Annotated in this window: 14 protein-coding genes and 1 pseudogene; 9 read left to right on the forward strand and 6 right to left on the reverse strand. The window is 60.4% G+C overall.

Annotated features, from left to right (window positions below):
* Positions 1 to 390 precede the first annotated feature (390 nt).
* Complete coding sequence (locus DCO57_RS02615; RefSeq protein ID WP_116697254.1) at positions 391 to 906, forward strand: single-stranded DNA-binding protein; 516 nt, start codon at positions 391 to 393, stop codon at positions 904 to 906.
* 54 nt (positions 907 to 960) lie between these two features.
* Here DCO57_RS02615 and DCO57_RS02620 read toward each other — a convergent pair whose 3' ends face one another.
* Entirely contained in the window at positions 961 to 1437 is a 477-nt protein-coding gene (locus DCO57_RS02620) for a hypothetical protein (RefSeq protein ID WP_116697255.1), read from the reverse strand.
* A gap of 461 nt (positions 1438 to 1898) precedes the next feature.
* On the opposite strand from DCO57_RS02620, the gene DCO57_RS02625 reads away from it, so the two are divergent.
* Positions 1899 to 3788 (forward strand): L,D-transpeptidase family protein, encoded by a 1890-nt coding sequence (locus DCO57_RS02625; protein ID WP_208977745.1) that lies wholly within the window; start codon positions 1899 to 1901, stop codon positions 3786 to 3788.
* A gap of 52 nt (positions 3789 to 3840) precedes the next feature.
* On the opposite strand, the gene DCO57_RS02630 is transcribed toward DCO57_RS02625, so the two are convergent.
* Positions 3841 to 5013, reverse strand: coding sequence for a zinc ABC transporter substrate-binding protein (locus tag DCO57_RS02630; protein ID WP_116697257.1), 1173 nt, complete (start codon positions 5011 to 5013; stop codon positions 3841 to 3843).
* 160 nt (positions 5014 to 5173) lie between these two features.
* Between DCO57_RS02630 and DCO57_RS02635 the strand changes: the two genes are divergently transcribed.
* The 4 genes and pseudogenes from DCO57_RS02635 to DCO57_RS02650 all read left to right on the forward strand — a co-directional run.
* On the forward strand, positions 5174 to 6070 hold the full coding sequence (locus DCO57_RS02635; protein ID WP_116697258.1) for a PaaX family transcriptional regulator C-terminal domain-containing protein: 897 nt from the start codon (positions 5174 to 5176) through the stop codon (positions 6068 to 6070).
* A 12-nt stretch (positions 6071 to 6082) separates the two neighbouring features.
* Positions 6083 to 6484 (forward strand): DUF3291 domain-containing protein, encoded by a 402-nt coding sequence (locus DCO57_RS02640; protein WP_116697259.1) that lies wholly within the window; start codon positions 6083 to 6085, stop codon positions 6482 to 6484.
* A 23-nt stretch (positions 6485 to 6507) separates the two neighbouring features.
* The gene (paaB, locus tag DCO57_RS02645; RefSeq protein ID WP_116697260.1) at positions 6508 to 6792 is read left to right on the forward strand and encodes a 1,2-phenylacetyl-CoA epoxidase subunit PaaB; all 285 of its coding nucleotides are present in this window, start codon (positions 6508 to 6510) and stop codon (positions 6790 to 6792) included.
* Positions 6792 to 7028, forward strand: a pseudogene (locus DCO57_RS02650) (Phenylacetic acid catabolic protein); the annotation flags it as partial. The gene paaB and the pseudogene DCO57_RS02650, both read left to right, overlap by 1 nt.
* A 212-nt stretch (positions 7029 to 7240) precedes the next feature.
* On the opposite strand, the gene DCO57_RS02655 reads toward DCO57_RS02650, so the two are convergent.
* Genes DCO57_RS02655 through eutB form a run of 3 tightly spaced genes read right to left on the reverse strand, consistent with a single transcriptional unit; the run spans position 7241 to position 10640 of the window.
* Positions 7241 to 8608 (reverse strand): aspartate aminotransferase family protein, encoded by a 1368-nt coding sequence (locus DCO57_RS02655; RefSeq protein ID WP_116697262.1) that lies wholly within the window; start codon positions 8606 to 8608, stop codon positions 7241 to 7243.
* 39 nt (positions 8609 to 8647) lie between these two features.
* On the reverse strand, positions 8648 to 9643 hold the full coding sequence (locus tag DCO57_RS02660; RefSeq protein ID WP_116697263.1) for a cyclodeaminase: 996 nt from the start codon (positions 9641 to 9643) through the stop codon (positions 8648 to 8650).
* The gene (gene eutB, locus DCO57_RS02665) at positions 9633 to 10640 is read right to left on the reverse strand and encodes a hydroxyectoine utilization dehydratase EutB (RefSeq protein ID WP_116697264.1); all 1008 of its coding nucleotides are present in this window, start codon (positions 10638 to 10640) and stop codon (positions 9633 to 9635) included. The genes DCO57_RS02660 and eutB overlap by 11 nt, the downstream gene beginning before the upstream one ends.
* A 178-nt stretch (positions 10641 to 10818) precedes the next feature.
* Here eutB and doeA point away from each other — a divergent pair, with 178 nt between their 5' ends.
* Genes doeA through DCO57_RS02680 form a run of 3 tightly spaced genes read left to right on the forward strand, consistent with a single transcriptional unit; the run spans position 10819 to position 13902 of the window.
* Positions 10819 to 12003, forward strand: coding sequence for an ectoine hydrolase DoeA (gene doeA / locus DCO57_RS02670; RefSeq protein ID WP_116697265.1), 1185 nt, complete (start codon positions 10819 to 10821; stop codon positions 12001 to 12003).
* A gap of 7 nt (positions 12004 to 12010) precedes the next feature.
* Entirely contained in the window at positions 12011 to 13186 is a 1176-nt protein-coding gene (gene argE / locus DCO57_RS02675; RefSeq protein ID WP_116697366.1) for an acetylornithine deacetylase, read from the forward strand.
* Positions 13183 to 13902: a GntR family transcriptional regulator gene (locus DCO57_RS02680; protein WP_116697266.1), complete on the forward strand. Its 720-nt coding sequence runs from the start codon at positions 13183 to 13185 to the stop codon at positions 13900 to 13902. The genes argE and DCO57_RS02680 overlap by 4 nt, the downstream gene beginning before the upstream one ends.
* A gap of 16 nt (positions 13903 to 13918) precedes the next feature.
* Here the strand turns inward: DCO57_RS02680 and DCO57_RS02685 are convergent, their stop codons facing one another.
* Positions 13919 to 15004: an endonuclease/exonuclease/phosphatase family protein gene (locus DCO57_RS02685; protein WP_165814609.1), complete on the reverse strand. Its 1086-nt coding sequence runs from the start codon at positions 15002 to 15004 to the stop codon at positions 13919 to 13921.

Raw genomic sequence — 15004 nt, forward strand, 5'->3', positions numbered from 1 at the left:
AAACAAGTACACAGCATTGTTCTGAACCAGAGATGCATCGGATTTCTGCAGGGGTGGCCCGGAAAAGAACGGGCCGGCAACGCCCGGGACATTCGGCGGCATGGCCTGACTGGCCCCGCACAGGCCGGGGGAGCAGGCATTGGAAACGGCATTTGGCGCAAATTGATCCTATGCAGAGCGCCGCCGATGGGTGTGAATGCGTAGCGGTCAGGCCTGCCTTGTGGAAAATGCGCGCCTGATCGCGAAAAGGAAGGCGAAACCGTTGGCGGGTCGTTAGGGTTCTGTTTTCTTGCAGCAACGCTTGCGGCTCGGTGTGACAGACTGGCGAAGTGCCGCAGAAGCACGAAAAATGGCCAGGCAAACCGACAAGAGACTAAACAGGAGTGCAGAATGGCGGGCAGCGTCAACAAAGTTATTTTGGTCGGAAATCTGGGAGCCGACCCCGAAATCCGCCGGACGCAGGACGGCCGTCCGATTGCCAATCTGCGGATTGCAACGTCCGAAAGCTGGAAGGATCGCAACACCGGCGAACGCCGTGAGCGGACCGAATGGCACAGGGTGGTGATTTTCAACGAAGGTCTTTGCCGGGTCGCGGAAAACTATCTCCGCAAGGGTGCGAAAGTATATATCGAAGGCCAGCTGCAGACCCGAAAGTGGCAGGATCAGTCCGGCCAGGACCGGTATTCGACGGAAATCGTGCTGCAGGGATTCAATTCGACCCTGACCATGCTCGATGGCCGCGGTGAAGGCGGCGGCCAGCCCGGCGGTCTGCCTGATTACGGCAACGAACCGCAAGGCGGCGGAAGCGGCGGCGGCGGCGGATATGGCAGCGGCTCCAGTGGTGGCGGCTTCGGCGGCCCCTCCGGCGGCGGCGGTGGACCGATGGATGACGAAATTCCGTTCTAGGATTTCCTCTGCAAATGCAGGGCCGCCCCGACACCGAGCGGCGGCCCTGTGAGCTCAACCACCTACAGACGGATCATATGGTGTGTTCGGATCGTCCACACCGTCATAATACTCCCGCGAGTTGCCGAGGCCGCAATGGTAGACGGCTTCTTCCGCGCGCGTGTCGCCCCCTGTGATCGGAGCGCCGTTGTGATGGGCAAGTTCATGGACAAGGGTCGCCAGCACCATCCAGCGTCCCATGTTGAAGGCCCGGTCACCAACGGCTATTTCGCCGGTTGGCACGTGTATTTCGCCATAAAGCGGTGAAAGGCCCGATCCGTAATTCACCCAGATTCCGCTGTCGCCGATCATGTCGGACAGGCTGCGCCCTCCGGGCAACGTGCGAAAATAGGCATTGCAGCCCGGAATATTTTTCACCATCCTGAAAAGCCTGTTGCGTGCCCATTTCAGCTTGCCGTACTGAGCCGAGTCGAAACGGGTGTAATTCAAGATGGATGAGGAGTGATCTCCGACATTGAACTGAAATGGCATCCTGTCTCTCCTTGAGAACTTTCACGTTTTCGTGAGGCAGAAATAGGTGATCCCGGGAATCGGTGGCGTGACAGGTGTCACGAAACGGAGCTATCGCAGGCAAAAGACGTCGGATGCCGCACTTGGGCCAGCCTGGATGGGCGCCGACCTTTTCCGGGACGGCATAATCGTCACACAATCTTGAATTCAAAACCTGTGTATCGCGGCGAGCCTTAACCGACGCAAGAAGCCTGCTATAGTAAGAGTCGGTTTGACCACGCGATCGGAGTCGGCTTTCCCTATCTTTGCCTTCAAAAAGATCGAAAGACACGGCATCTGCTGCGAACATTTTTATAATTTGCGGGTTTGAGACAATGCGAGCGAATGAAATTGGACTGGGCAAGGAAACCGGAAGCGATTACGCGGGCGGTTTGAAGAGGCGGTCGCGGACCTTGTTGGGAAATTCCATCAAGGCGGGCCTGATGGCGACGGTGATTGCCTCCGGGTTCGGTCTGGCCAGCGTGGAGCCAGCCTCTGCCCAGGGCCTGTTCCAGCGCCTGTTCAATCCGGAAGCTCATCGCCGGCAGCGCGAGCGCGAACAGCAGGAGGAACTGCGCGAAAAGGTGGTAAGGGTCAAGGTTTCCGCGCCGCGCTATCTCAACTATTCGCCGGATGTCTGGAAGGCAGTGTCCCTGTCTCCGCTCGCCGAGAAAAAGACCGCTGAAGTTCAGCCTGTCGAACAAGCGGGCGAGACTGGCGACGCCGATGTTGTGGAGACTGTCACCCTCCCGTCCGCCCCGCTTGTTCAGACGGCCTTCGACAAGGCGCGTCCGGCACTGGAAGACATGACACTGACCGTTCTGCCGGAGGTGGGAGAGGCGGTGATCGCCTATTACCAGGAGCATCCGGATTTTGTCTGGGTGGAAGAAGGCAAGGTTTCGGAACGGGCCGCCGCTGTGCGCCAGGGCTTGAGCGAAGCGGGAAAATACGCTCTGAATCCGCAAGACTATTTCGTGGAGTTGCCAGCGGTCACCGGTCTGGAAGACGCGGACCGCGACGCGGCCATGATGCGCTTCGAGATGGAACTGAGCGCGGCGGTGCTCACCTATGTTCTGGACTCAAAGCGCGGCCGGGTCGATCCGAACCGGATCTCGCAGTACCACGACCTGCCAAGGCACAAGGTTGATCTTGTCGCTGCGATGGAGAATTTTGCGGATACGAAAAATCCTGCGGACGTTCTGGACAAGGCACAGCCGCAAAGCGACCATTTCAGGTCCCTGACCGCCGAGCTGGAACGTCTCAAGGCCGAGGACGAGGAAACCGACCAGATCGTCATTGCTCCGGGCACTTTCCTGAAGGCGGGAAAATCCAGCCCCGAGATGAAAAATATCGTCGCGGCAATCGAAAAGAACGCCTCTCCGGAGCTGAAGGCAGCTCATGCGGACACGCTGGAGGCCTATGACGGCTCCGAGCTTTACACCCCGGAACTGGTGGAACTGGTCAAGGCCTTCCAGAAGGAACTCAAGCTGACGCCGGACGGCATCGTCGGCAAGAACACGATCAAGGCCATGGTCGGTGAAACCAACGCGGCCAAGATCGCCAAGGTCGAGCTGGCCATGGAGCGCAGCCGCTGGCTTCCGGAAGATCTCGGGGAGCGCAAGGTGTTCATCAACCAGGCGTCCTATACGGCCACCTATACCGCTCCCGGAGAGATGCCGTTGTCGATGCGTGTCGTGGTGGGCAAGAAGTCCAACCAGACCAATTTCTTCTACGACACGATCGAGATCGTTGAATACAATCCGTATTGGGGTGTTCCCTATTCGATCATCGTCAACGAGATGCTGCCGAAGCTGGCCAATGATCCGAGCTATCTCGACCGCGCCGGCTATGAGGTCTCCACACCTGGTGGCCGCAAGGTTTCATCCGCAGCGGTGGACTGGCATGCGGTTGCCACGAGACAGCAATCCGTCAATGTCCGCCAGTATCCGGGACGGTCGAACGCGCTGGGGGAGGTGAAGATCCTCTTTCCCAACAAGCATCACATCTACATGCACGACACACCGTCAAAGAGCCTGTTCAAAAAGGACGCGCGCGCATTCAGTCACGGCTGTATCCGCCTGCATGATCCGAAGGCCATGGCGGCGGCGGTTCTCGGAAAGTCGAAGGATTACGTCAGTTCGAGGATTTCGGCAGGCCGGAACGAGCAGGAACAGGTTCCCGGCGATATCCCGGTATATGTCTCCTACTTCACCGCCTGGCCCGAACTTGATGGCGGAATCGGCTACTACACCGATGTCTATGACCGCGACCGGTACCTTCTGAAAGCGATCGGAAAGACCGAGGCGGCGCGCAGCAAGGCGAAGACGTCCTGATCTTTTCCGGAAACGAAACAACCGCCGGACCATTGTCCGGCGGTTGTTTGATTCAGGACTGACCGCCGAGACAATCGGCGAGGGACGTCGAAAGATTATCGAGAAGCTCCGGATAGAGGTCCGGACCGTTGGTCAGCTGGGTCCCGAGAGGATCGAGTGTTGCCTTGCGTGCACTGCTGCCCTCCAGAACCACGTCGACAAGCTTGGCATCGAACTGCGGCTCCTGAAAAACACAGGTCACATCCAGATCCTTGATCTCCTTGCGAACTTCCGCGATCCGGTCCGCGCTCGACAGCGCCTCCGGAGACAAGGTGATCGCTCCGCTTGCCTCGATACCGAAATGATGCTCGAAGTGGTGATAGGCATCGTGGAATACGACAAATTTCTTGCCTGAGACCGGTTCGAGCTGTTTGGCGATATCACCTTCCAGCGCCTCGACACGCGCCGAGAAATTTGCGGCATTTTCCCGATAGGTCGCGGCGTTATCGGGGTCGAGTTCGGCCAGGGTTTCGGCCATCGCACCGGCAATTGCGATCCCGTTGTCCGGGTTCAGCCAGATATGTGGGTCGAATGCTTCGCCATGTGCTGCTTCGTGGCCAGCATGGTCCTCATGGTCCTCATGGTCGTCGTGGTCGTCATGGCCCGCGTGGTCACCATGATCATCATGATCGTCGTGGTCTGCATGATCTTCGTGATCATCGTGGCCGTCATGGCCCGCATGATCATCGTGGTCATCATGATCGTCGTGGCCTGCATGATCCTCATGATCGTCATGGTCATGGTCATGGTCATGGTCTCCGTGAGCATGATCATGGCTGTCGAAATTCGCGCCTTCACGGATCTTCAGCTGGTCTATGCCCGTCGCATCCATCAGTTCCACGACATGCGCATCCTCCGCCATGGAGGAGATCGGCTTGGCGAGCGAAGGAGCAAGTTCCGGTCCGACCCAGAACACCACATCCGCCCCCTGCAGCAAAAAGGCCTGCGAGGGTTTCAGGGCAAAGCCGTGCGGCGAAGCCGCGCCGTCAATGAGAATATGGGGAGACCCGACGCCTTCCATCACGGCAGAGGCGATGGAATGCAGCGGCTTGATGGTGGTGACAACCGAAGGAGCGTCGGCGCTGGCGGAGGTGGGCACCGCGCCCAGGCACAGGGCGGCGGTCGACAGCAGAAGACTGCGCTGTATCTTGCGGAAAGACGATCTGGAGCTGGGACGGATGTTCATTGGCAGGTTCCATGACTATGTTATCTTATAACGTGTAACTGTATAACGTTTACTGTGCGGTGCCGCAAGACCGGATCCGGGGATTGTTCACGGCCTGGGCGCTTGGTTTGTTGGCCGGGCAGCGATAAGGTAATAAAAACGCTGACGGATCAGATGCTTCATGCCTGCCTGCGCAGAACTCGAAACGAATGAGTACCTCAAGCCCTTTCCGCCCAAAGCCACCCGGCTGATCGTCACGATTTATGGCGACATTGTCGAACCGCGTGGCGGAGTGCTCTGGATGGGCGACCTGATCAGCCTGTGCGCCGGCTTCGGGGTCAATGAATCCCTTGTGCGCACCGCAGTGTCCCGCCTTGTTTCCAAGGGGCAGCTGAAAGGCGAACGGGAAGGGCGACGCAGCTACTACGCGCTGACGGCACAGGCCCGCGACGAATATCATCTTGCCGCCGATCTGTTTTTCGGGCCCGCGGATAGCGAATGCGGCTGGATCATAACCCGCTGTACAGACGAGGCCCGGCAGAACGTCCTGCACCGCAACGGCTTCAGGGCTGCGGGTGGAGATTTCTACATTGCCGCGGAACGGCCCGGTCGTCCGGTCTATGGCGCAGCCTTTCGTTCCACTGTCCTGGAACCGGGCGTGGACCTGCAGGCGCTGCTGAGCTCGACTTTCGATCTCGCTGCGCTGGCCCGTGCCTATTCCGGCTTTGTGAAGAGATTCCGGCCGATGACCCGTCTATTGCAGGAAACGCCCGACGGACACGCGGCCCTGATCCTCAGGCTGGCGCTGGTTCATGCCTATCGCGAGATCCGGTTGAACGACCCCCTCCTGCCTCCCTCCGTTCTGCCGGCAGACTGGCCGGGAAGCGAAGCGCACCGGCTTTTCGCCATGCTTTACGTCGGCCTGTCCGACGCTGCCGACGCCTATATCGGCAGCCACCTTTTCGATCGCAGCGGGCCGCTTCCGCAAGCTCCGGAAGATGTGAAGGCGCGGCTGGACTCCCTGGCGTCCCGGTGCCGGGAGACCCTGACGGGGCAGGGGGCGATCGCAGACGCATAAAGCGTCACAGGAATTTGCAAAAATAACGTTTTATGTGATTCTTTGTGCTGTATCCTTTCCCGACTTCAACATGACGGGGAGGAGGCCGGGGACTATTCGGTCGTGGTGGCTGACGATCCGATGATGATCCCAAATCTCTCCGTGTGGGAGACCGTCGAAGACCTGGAGAATTTTGTCTTCAGGATCGTTCACAAACGGATCTACGCGCGGCGGGCCGAGTGGTTCGGAGTCATGGAGCAGATGAATTTTCTCATGTGGCCGGTGCCGGCCGGCCATCGGCCCACGCTGGAGGAGGCCTGGGCAAGGCTGAAGCATCTGAACGATCACGGCTCGTCCGACCATGCCTTCGGCTGGAACCATGTGCCGTCAGCCACCCTGTGGCGCTCCGCCCGTTGTGACAAATCGGCGGCGTAACGGGCTGTGGCGGAGGAAAATCCATGAAAAGGGAATGGCCACTCTGGGAAGTGTTTATTCGCGGGCAGCACGGTCTCAACCACCGGCATGTCGGGTCGCTGCACGCGCCGGATGCGGAAATGGCGATCCGGAATGCCCGAGACGTCTACACGCGCCGCAAGGAAGGTGTCTCCATCTGGGTGGTGCCTTCCGCGCAGATCGCCGCGTCCGATCCTGGCAGCAAGGATGCCCTGTTCGGGCCGGCAGCGGACAAGATCTACAGGCACCCGAGTTTTTATGACATTCCTGATGAAGTCGGAAAGTTGTAATGAGCGGAAAGCGCGATATTATCGCATGCGATATTCTGTTCGAATGGCTGTTGCGCAGGGGCGATACCGCCCTCATTCTCGCTCATCGGGTTTCTGGATGGTGCGGACACGCACCGGCACTGGAAGAAGATATCGCGCTGGCGAATATCACGCTCGACCTGATCGGACAGGCGCGCCTGTGGCTCGGATATGCCGGTGAGGTCGAAGGCAAGGGGCGCGGCGAGAACGAACTTGCCTGTTCGGCGCTGAGCGGTTCGCCCGGAGCGCGCAACACTGCAAATCGGGCCGTGCAAGAGCGGCATCGGTGCGGATGCTCGACGTAGCGGAAGAATTCGCTTGCGCTCCTGCGCAGGGATGATCGTCAAGACTGTCCCGGCGAGAGCAGAGCTTCGCCGGAACAGCGCCGAAAGGAATTCACCCGAAACGGCGGAAAGAAGGCCTTTCCGGACTAGAGGACCGACCGGACAGCCTTGCCGGTGGCGGCGACGACCTGATCGATCTCCGCTTCAGAGATGCACAGCGGCGGAGCAAAGCCGAGAATGTCGCCCTGGGGCATGGCCCGTCCGATGACACCTTCCTTCAGGAGAGCGGCCGATACTTGTGCACCGATCTTCCGGGCCGGGTCGAAAAAGGTCCGCTTGTCCCTGTCTTCGACGAATTCGACCGCGCAGAGCATCCCGTCGCCGCGAATGTCGCCCACATTGCCATGACCGCCAAGCTCGTTCTCCAGCGCCGTCTTCAGGTAGGCTCCGGCGGATTTGGCGTTCTGCACCAGACCGAGATGGTCGATCAGTTCCAGATTGGCAACGCCGGCCGCAGCCCCGATGGGGTGTGCGGAATAGGTCCAGCCGTGCCCGATCGGACCGAATTCGTCGGTTCCGTCTTCCAGGACCTTCCAGACCCTGTCGGACACGATGGAGCCGGAAAGCGGCGCATAGGCGGATGTCAGCCCCTTGGCGATGGTGATGAAATCCGGCTCGAGTCCGTAGTGATCCGATCCGAACATGCTTCCAAGCCGTCCGAAGCCCGAGACGACCTCATCGGCGATAAGCAGAATATCGTGTTTCTTCAGGACTTTCTGGATCGCCTCCCAATATCCGGCGGGCGGCGGGACGATTCCGCCGGTGCCAAGCACCGGCTCGCCGATGAACGCTGCGATCGTGTCGGGACCTTCACGGTCGATCATGGCTTCCAGTTCGGCGGCACAATGGGCGACGAAGTCGGCCTCGGACATGGACAGGTCTTCACGGCGGAAATAGTCCGGAGCGAGCGTGTGCAGGACATTGTCGAGCGGCAGATCGAATTTCTTGTGAAAGAGCTCGAGGCCGGTGAGCGACCCGGTCATCAGTCCGGATCCGTGGTAGCCGCGCCAGCGCGAGATGATCTTCTTCTTTTCCGGACGGCCGAGAATGTTGTTGTAGTACCAGACCAGCTTGATGTTGGTCTCATTCGCATCCGAGCCGCCAAGGCCGAAATAGACCTTCGACATATGCGCGGGCGCCCGGTCCATGACCATCTTGGCAAGGGTGATCGAGGCTTCCGTACCGTGGCCGACATAGGCGTGGTAATAGGCAAGCTCCTTGGCCTGCGCGGCAATGGCCTCGGCGATTTCCGTCCGGCCGTAACCGACATTCACGCAGTAAAGGCCGGCAAAGGCGTCCAGCAGGCGCGTTCCGTCGCGATCCTCGATAAACACCCCGTCGCCACCGGTGACGATACGACTCGGGCTTTCGCCGCGTGCGTGCTGTGCCAGATGCGTGGACGGATGGAAGAAATTCTCCCGGTCCCAGGAATCCAGCCGATCGTTCTTGAGCATGTTTCGATCCTTTTGTTTGGTCTGAAATAGCAATTCAGGTCAGGCGGTTAGAAGTGTTCCGGCTTGGGCTTTGGAGATCCGGTCGAAGGTCAGTGTCGCGATCGCCGTATCCTGAACGCCGGTTCCGGTCAGGTCGCAAACGGTGATCTGATCGTCACGGGTTCGTCCCGCTGTCTGCCCCGCGATCACCGCACCAAGTTCAACGACATCCGGTGATCCGCCCAGCAGGCCGCTTTGCAGGGCTGTCCGCAGTTCCCCGAGCCTTTCGCACTGAGCTGTGCGGTCACAGACGAGAATGTCGGCACGCGCCAGTATCTCGGGCGAGAGTTCGTTCTTGTCTTCCTGGTCGGATCCCATTGCGGTGATGTGCAGGCCGGGATGCAGGCAGCCGGCGTCCAGAATGGCCTCCTTGGCCGGCGTGGTCGTCACAACCAGCTGGCTGGCGGCAACGAGTTCGTTTCTGTCCGGGACGGCCTGAACACCGACACCAAGCGCCGTCCGCAATTCCGTGGCCAGCTTTTCGGCCTTCCGGGCGCTGCGTCCCCAGATCAGGACCTTTTCGACCGGTTTGACCTTGGCTGCCGCGATGATCTGCAAACGGGCCTGAACGCCTGTCCCCAGAACGCCCATCGTCGTGACGGTTCCGGGAGCTAGATGTCGGGCGGCAACGGCTCCGGCGGCGGCCGTGCGAACGTCCGTCAGATAGCCGTTGTCGAGAAACACCGCCTGAACCAGACCCGTTCTGGCCGAAAGCAGCACCATCAGACCGTTGAGACTCGCCAGCCCCAGGGACGGATTGTCGAAAAAACCGGGAGACACCTTGATTGCGAAGCCATCCAGGCCGGGGACATAAGCGGTCTTGATGTCGACTTCGGCATTCACATCCGGAAGCGCCATGGAAAGCACCGGCGGCATGACCACCTGCTCCGTGGCCAGCCGCGCGAAAGCAGCTTCGATGCAATCGATGATATCCAGATCCAGATGGATGATCCGGCGCAGGTCCGTTTCTGTGACGAGCCTGATGTCACGGGGCATGGGGCGCTCCCTTCAGAAGTTTGTCGCCAAGCATGACGTCTCTGCCGCAGACGATGTCCGTGAACTGGGACATGTCGACGGTTCGGCCGGTCACGATCGATGCAACCGGTCCCGCCGCACTGGAAAGCTTCCCGGACCGGCAAGCGGCGATACCGACAACAGCGGCGCCTTCAGCCACAAGACCTTCCTCGAAATAGAGCGCCTGCATGGCCCGGTAGATCTCTTCCTCGGTGACCAGAAGGATATCATCGAGCAGCGCCCTGCACATGTCGAATGACAACCGGTTGTCCAGCCCGATGCCGCCGCCGAGTGAGTCGGCAAGGCTCGGGAATTCCGTGACTTCCACCGGGTGTCCGGACGCGATGGATGCATGCATGGCCGCTCCCCGGTCCATCGTCACGCCGATGACCTTCATGGACGGCTTGATGGATTTTGCCGCGAGCGCAACGCCTGCAGCCAGCCCGCCGCCGGACAGGGGCACAAGCAGGGTCGCCAGCTCGGGCAGGTCTTCCAGGACTTCCAGACCGATGGTGCCCTGGCCGGCGATCACATGCGGGTCGTCGAAGGGGGAGATCTCCCGAACGCCGGGGTCCTGACTCAGGCGATGGCATTCGGCCATTGCCTCGTCCTGACTGTTACCGACAATCCTGACGTCCGCCCCCAGCGCCCGGATGCCGTCGATCTTGGTCTGAGGCACCAGCGACGACATGCAGACCACGGCCTTGAGCCCCGATTGTCTCGCCGCATGGGCAACGCCACGGCCATGATTGCCTGTGGAGCAGCAGGTGAGGGTTGTCGTTCCCGCGGGCACATTGCAGGCGGCATTGGTGGCGCCGCGCAGCTTGAAGGCGCCTGTCGGCTGGAGGTGCTCCAGTTTCAGATGGAAGGGCGCACCGATGTCCTCCGACAGAAAGCGGGAAGGGAGCAACGGCGTGCGGACGACCTTGCCGGCGATCGTTTTCCGCGCGGCGAGAATGTCTGCAAGCGTCATCTGCATGGAAGCCTCGGAGCAAGCCAGTGAACCTAAGGATTGGAAACGGCGAACCCGCCCCACCTCTATTTGTGTACAAATATTGCGGTCGCCGCAAGAGGAAGCACGCGAAGCTGCGATTTTTCTTGCTCGATAAACACTGTTCGTGATTACTTGTATACAAATATTTTGTTGAGGATTCACAATGCCCGGTCAGGACCTTCCATTCAGCGCGTCGGAGTACGACCGTCGCCTTCAACTCGTGCGCCGCGACATGAGCGCGCGCGGCATCGACGTTCTCTTTATCGAGGATCCTTCGAACATGGCCTGGATCACCGGCTATGACGGCTGGTCGTTCTATGTTCATCAGGGCGTGCTGGTTTTCCTTGATGAAGATCCGGTCTGGTGGGGCCGCAGGCAGGACGCCAACGGCGCCCGGCGCACGGTCTGGATGGATGATGACCAGGTCGCCTCCTATGCCGACAACTATATCCAGTCCCCCGAACGCCACCCGATGCAGAATCTTGCCGACCTTCTGAAATCGAAGGGCTATGAGGCCCGGCGGGTCGGTGTCGAACTCGAGAACTACTATTTTTCCGCCAAGGCCTATCTCACCTTGCGCGAGGAAATGCCGGAGGCCGAATTTCCGGACGCCACCGGCATGGTGAACTGGCTCCGCGGGGTCAAGTCCGACGAGGAACTCGTCTTCATGCGCAATGCGGCGCGGATCTCGGAAAAGATCATGGACGGGGTCTTCGAGCGGGTCCGGCCGGGCATGCGCAAGGCCGATCTCGTTGCCGAAATCTACGCCGACGCAATCCGGGGGCTGGACGATGCCTGGGGCGACTATCCGGCCATCGTTCCGCTGCTGCCGAGCGGAGCTGACGCTTCCGCGCCGCATCTCACCTGGGATGGCCGGTACATGCAGGAGGGAGAGGCCACCTTCTTCGAGCTTTCCGGCTGTTTCCGCCGCTATCATGCGCCGCTGTGCCGAACCGTTTTTCTCGGCAAGCCGCCGCAATACATGCTGGATGCGGAAAAGGCACTCGTCGAGGGACTGGAGGCAGGTCTCGACACCGCACGCGCCGGCAATACCGCCGGCGACATCGCCCGGGCACTGGCCAAACCGCTCGAGGCTGCCGGTATCGAACGCGGCGCCCGTGCCGGCTACCCGATCGGAATTTCCTATCCGCCGGACTGGGGCGAGCGCACGGTCTCCATTCGGGAAGAGGACACGACGGTTCTCAAACCGGGCATGACCTTCCATTTCATGCCCGGGCTCTGGATGGACGGCTGGGGTCTGGAGATCACTGAAAGTATTCTCATCCGGGAGGAGGGGCCGGCGGAATGCCTATGCAACCGGCCCCGCAACATGTTCGTCAAGACCTGAGGTGCCGATGACGTCGGAACATCTTTCCCGCACGGTCGAGATACTCGACCGGCTGATAGCCTTTCCCAGCGTTTCGGCAGACAGCAATCTGGCCCTGATCGAATATGCGGCCGGCCTTCTGGAGGACAGTGGTGCGCATGTGAAGATTTCACAGGACGAGACCGGCCGGAAAGCCAATCTTTTCGCCACCCTCGGGCCGCGATGCTCCGGCGGGCTGGTGCTTTCCGGGCACACGGATGTTGTTCCGGCTGGCGAAACGCAATGGCAGAGCGATCCATTTACGCTGCGTGCGGCTCAAGAACGCCTGTACGGGCGCGGGACCTGCGACATGAAGGGATTCATTGCAGCGGTTCTCGCCAGAATGCCGGATTATGCCGCGCTGGACCTGAAACGCCCCTTGCATGTAGCCCTGACCTATGACGAAGAGGTCGGCTGCTTCGGGGCGCGCCACCTGGTGGAAGAATTGCGGCAAAGCGATATCAGGCCTGCGATCGCCATTATCGGCGAGCCGACGGAAATGCGTGTCATCGAAGGTCACAAGGGCTGTTATGAATACACCACCTCCTTTCACGGCACGGACGGCCACGGCTCCGAGCCGGACAAGGGGGTGAACGCCATTCACGTGGCGGCAGCCTTTATCGGCAGGATGATGGACCTTGCCCACGACCTGCAACGCCGGGCCGGGCCCGACAGCGTCCGCTTCAATCCCCCCTGGACCACCCTGCAGGTGGGCAAGATAGAGGGGGGATCGGCGCGCAACGTGATTGCCCGCAACTGCGCCGTCGAGTGGGAAATGCGGCCTGTCCGCGAGGACGATGCACGGCTCGTCAAATCAGCTCTTGAAACCTATTGCCGCGACGTCCTGCTGCCACGCATGCGGGCCGTGTATCCGCAGGCCGATATCGTCACGGAAGTGATTGGAGAAGTCACCGGACTTGCTGTCACCAGCGAAAATGAGGCCCGCGACATCGTCGCCGCGCTGACAGGCGAAAACCTGTGCGACGTTGTCGCCTTCGGCACCGAGGCCGGACTGTTTCAGGCTCTTGGCATGTCGGTCGTTGTCTGCGGTCCCGGATCGATCGCCCAGGCGCACCAGCCTGATGAATTCGTGTCGCTCGAACAGCTTGAGAAATGTCACGCCATGCTGTCCGGACTGGAAAGAACCCTGGTGCGGCCGGCATGAGCATGGCCGATACAGGCGAGCCGGACATAGCCGCACAGCTGGAGGCGGCGTCGACCGCACAGGAGCGCTTCCAGATCATGTATTCGGTTCTGCGCGACCGGATCTCGATGCTGGTCTATCCGCCCGGCACACAGCTCAGCGAGGAGGTTCTGGCCGGCGAATTCGGCATCAGCCGCTCCCCCCTGCGCAAGGCACTGCAGATCCTGGAGGCGGACGGGCTGCTTCTGTCCCAGCAGGGCATAGGCACGCTTGTGACCGATGTCGACCTGAACGAACTCGCCCAGGTTTACCAGTTGCGCATGGAGATGAACGAGCTGACCGGCAGACTGTCTCCTGCCGATGTCGATTTTCGCCTGGCGGCCCTGTTCGACACCATGCGGCAGAGAGCCGAAGACCTGCGCGTTGCACCGGAGAGACAGGCCTTCGCCCGGCTGAACATCGACTTCTTCCACGCCTTCCAGCAACTGACGGACAATCAGCCCCTGCGGGATGTGTCCGAAAAGCTTTTCTATCAGACCTGCCGCATCTGGCTCACCCTGATCCCGAGCACGAACCTGTCACGCGAGGTGGAAATTTTCTGCCAGGAGATATTCGCGATCACCGACGCCGTGGCCATTGGTGACATTGAAGCGGCTGCGCACATCCGCAGGGCGCATCTGTCCATGGGGCTGAAGCGACTGACCTCCATGAAAGACGCGAAAGACGCGCCTGTTTAGGTCGTTGGCGACAGATCTATTCCCAATCGGTGCCGGCGGGCGGTCTGTCCCGCTGCCGTTCTGCCGCAACAACCTCTTCCGCCTCCTCGATATCTGCGCGCGTTTCGCAAGGCGGCGGCCGGTTGTTGTCGGCGCCCGTCAGTGCGAAACGATAGAACATCGGAAAATGGTCCGAGCCGACAAATGGAAGTCTCTCCATGTCGATGAGTTCAAACCTGCGCGAGTGAAAGATGTGATCGAGAGGCCAGCGCAGGTACCAGCGTCTGGCGTCGAAGGAGTTGAAGAAGCCCCGCCCAAGGCGCGGATCGAGCAGACGGGAAAGGCGCAGAAACCGCCGGGTCGTACGCGACCACGCAACGTCATTCAGGTCTCCGGTCACGATCGTCGGCAGGCTTTCCTCTCTGGCCATTTTTCCTACCAGCAGGATTTCCGCATCCCGGCCAAAGGTGTCGCGCGTGGGGAGCGGGGGTTCCGGGTGAATTGCCAGCAGCCGCACGTCATGGCCGTCGGGGAGCGTGACGACGCAGGATATGCTCGGCACCTCCTTGTTGAGAAGAAACCGGACATCGTGCGTGCGCAGCGGAAAGCGGCTGGCGAGAATCATCCCGTAGCTGTTGGATTGCGGACAGGCGACGGTCTGGTGGAAATCGGCGAGGGAAGGGCGCAGTGCCTCGAACCACGCCTGATCGGTTTCCATGAAAATGGCGATATCCGGGGGTCGCTCCGCGATGAGGTCAGTCAGCCGCTGGTAATTCCGATTGCCCTGTTTCACGTTCGAAACAAGAAACGAAATGGTTTCCGCTTGCGCCGGGTCGCCTTTGTAGCGGGCCGTCTGGGTGAACCAGAGGGGCGTGAACGGGACCACTTGGACCAGCTGGATGGCCAGCGCCGTCAATGTCATCACCGCGATGATCGCCATTTCGATATGCGATAGCGGGCTGACAGCCGCTGCTGCCAGTATCAGAACGGCTATCGCGATCACCTGGAGGCGGGCGAAATCAAACGATCTCACCAGACCATGGGCGACGGGGAGGAGCGGGACCAGACTTGCGGCCAGGCAGATGGCCGACAGGCCGGTGAGTATCGCTGTCATCAAAGTCAT

This window comes from Labrenzia sp. 011 (assembly GCF_003075075.1).
GTDB lineage: Bacteria > Pseudomonadota > Alphaproteobacteria > Rhizobiales > Stappiaceae > Roseibium.

Coding starts and splice junctions, on each gene's coding strand:
- eutB (WP_116697264.1), bottom strand. CDS start 10,640: ATGCAGATGACGCTTGCAGACATTCTCGCCGCGCGGAAAACGATCGCC.
- DCO57_RS02620 (WP_116697255.1), bottom strand. CDS start 1,437: ATGCCATTTCAGTTCAATGTCGGAGATCACTCCTCATCCATCTTGAAT.
- DCO57_RS02685 (WP_165814609.1), bottom strand. CDS start 15,004: ATGACTTTGATGACAGCGATACTCACCGGCCTGTCGGCCATCTGCCTG.
- DCO57_RS02625 (WP_208977745.1), top strand. CDS start 1,899: ATGGCGACGGTGATTGCCTCCGGGTTCGGTCTGGCCAGCGTGGAGCCA.
- DCO57_RS02660 (WP_116697263.1), bottom strand. CDS start 9,643: ATGCCCCGTGACATCAGGCTCGTCACAGAAACGGACCTGCGCCGGATC.
- paaB (WP_116697260.1), top strand. CDS start 6,508: ATGAAAAGGGAATGGCCACTCTGGGAAGTGTTTATTCGCGGGCAGCAC.
- DCO57_RS02630 (WP_116697257.1), bottom strand. CDS start 5,013: ATGAACATCCGTCCCAGCTCCAGATCGTCTTTCCGCAAGATACAGCGC.
- DCO57_RS02680 (WP_116697266.1), top strand. CDS start 13,183: ATGAGCATGGCCGATACAGGCGAGCCGGACATAGCCGCACAGCTGGAG.
- argE (WP_116697366.1), top strand. CDS start 12,011: ATGACGTCGGAACATCTTTCCCGCACGGTCGAGATACTCGACCGGCTG.
- DCO57_RS02655 (WP_116697262.1), bottom strand. CDS start 8,608: ATGCTCAAGAACGATCGGCTGGATTCCTGGGACCGGGAGAATTTCTTC.
- DCO57_RS02615 (WP_116697254.1), top strand. CDS start 391: ATGGCGGGCAGCGTCAACAAAGTTATTTTGGTCGGAAATCTGGGAGCC.
- DCO57_RS02635 (WP_116697258.1), top strand. CDS start 5,174: ATGCCTGCCTGCGCAGAACTCGAAACGAATGAGTACCTCAAGCCCTTT.
- doeA (WP_116697265.1), top strand. CDS start 10,819: ATGCCCGGTCAGGACCTTCCATTCAGCGCGTCGGAGTACGACCGTCGC.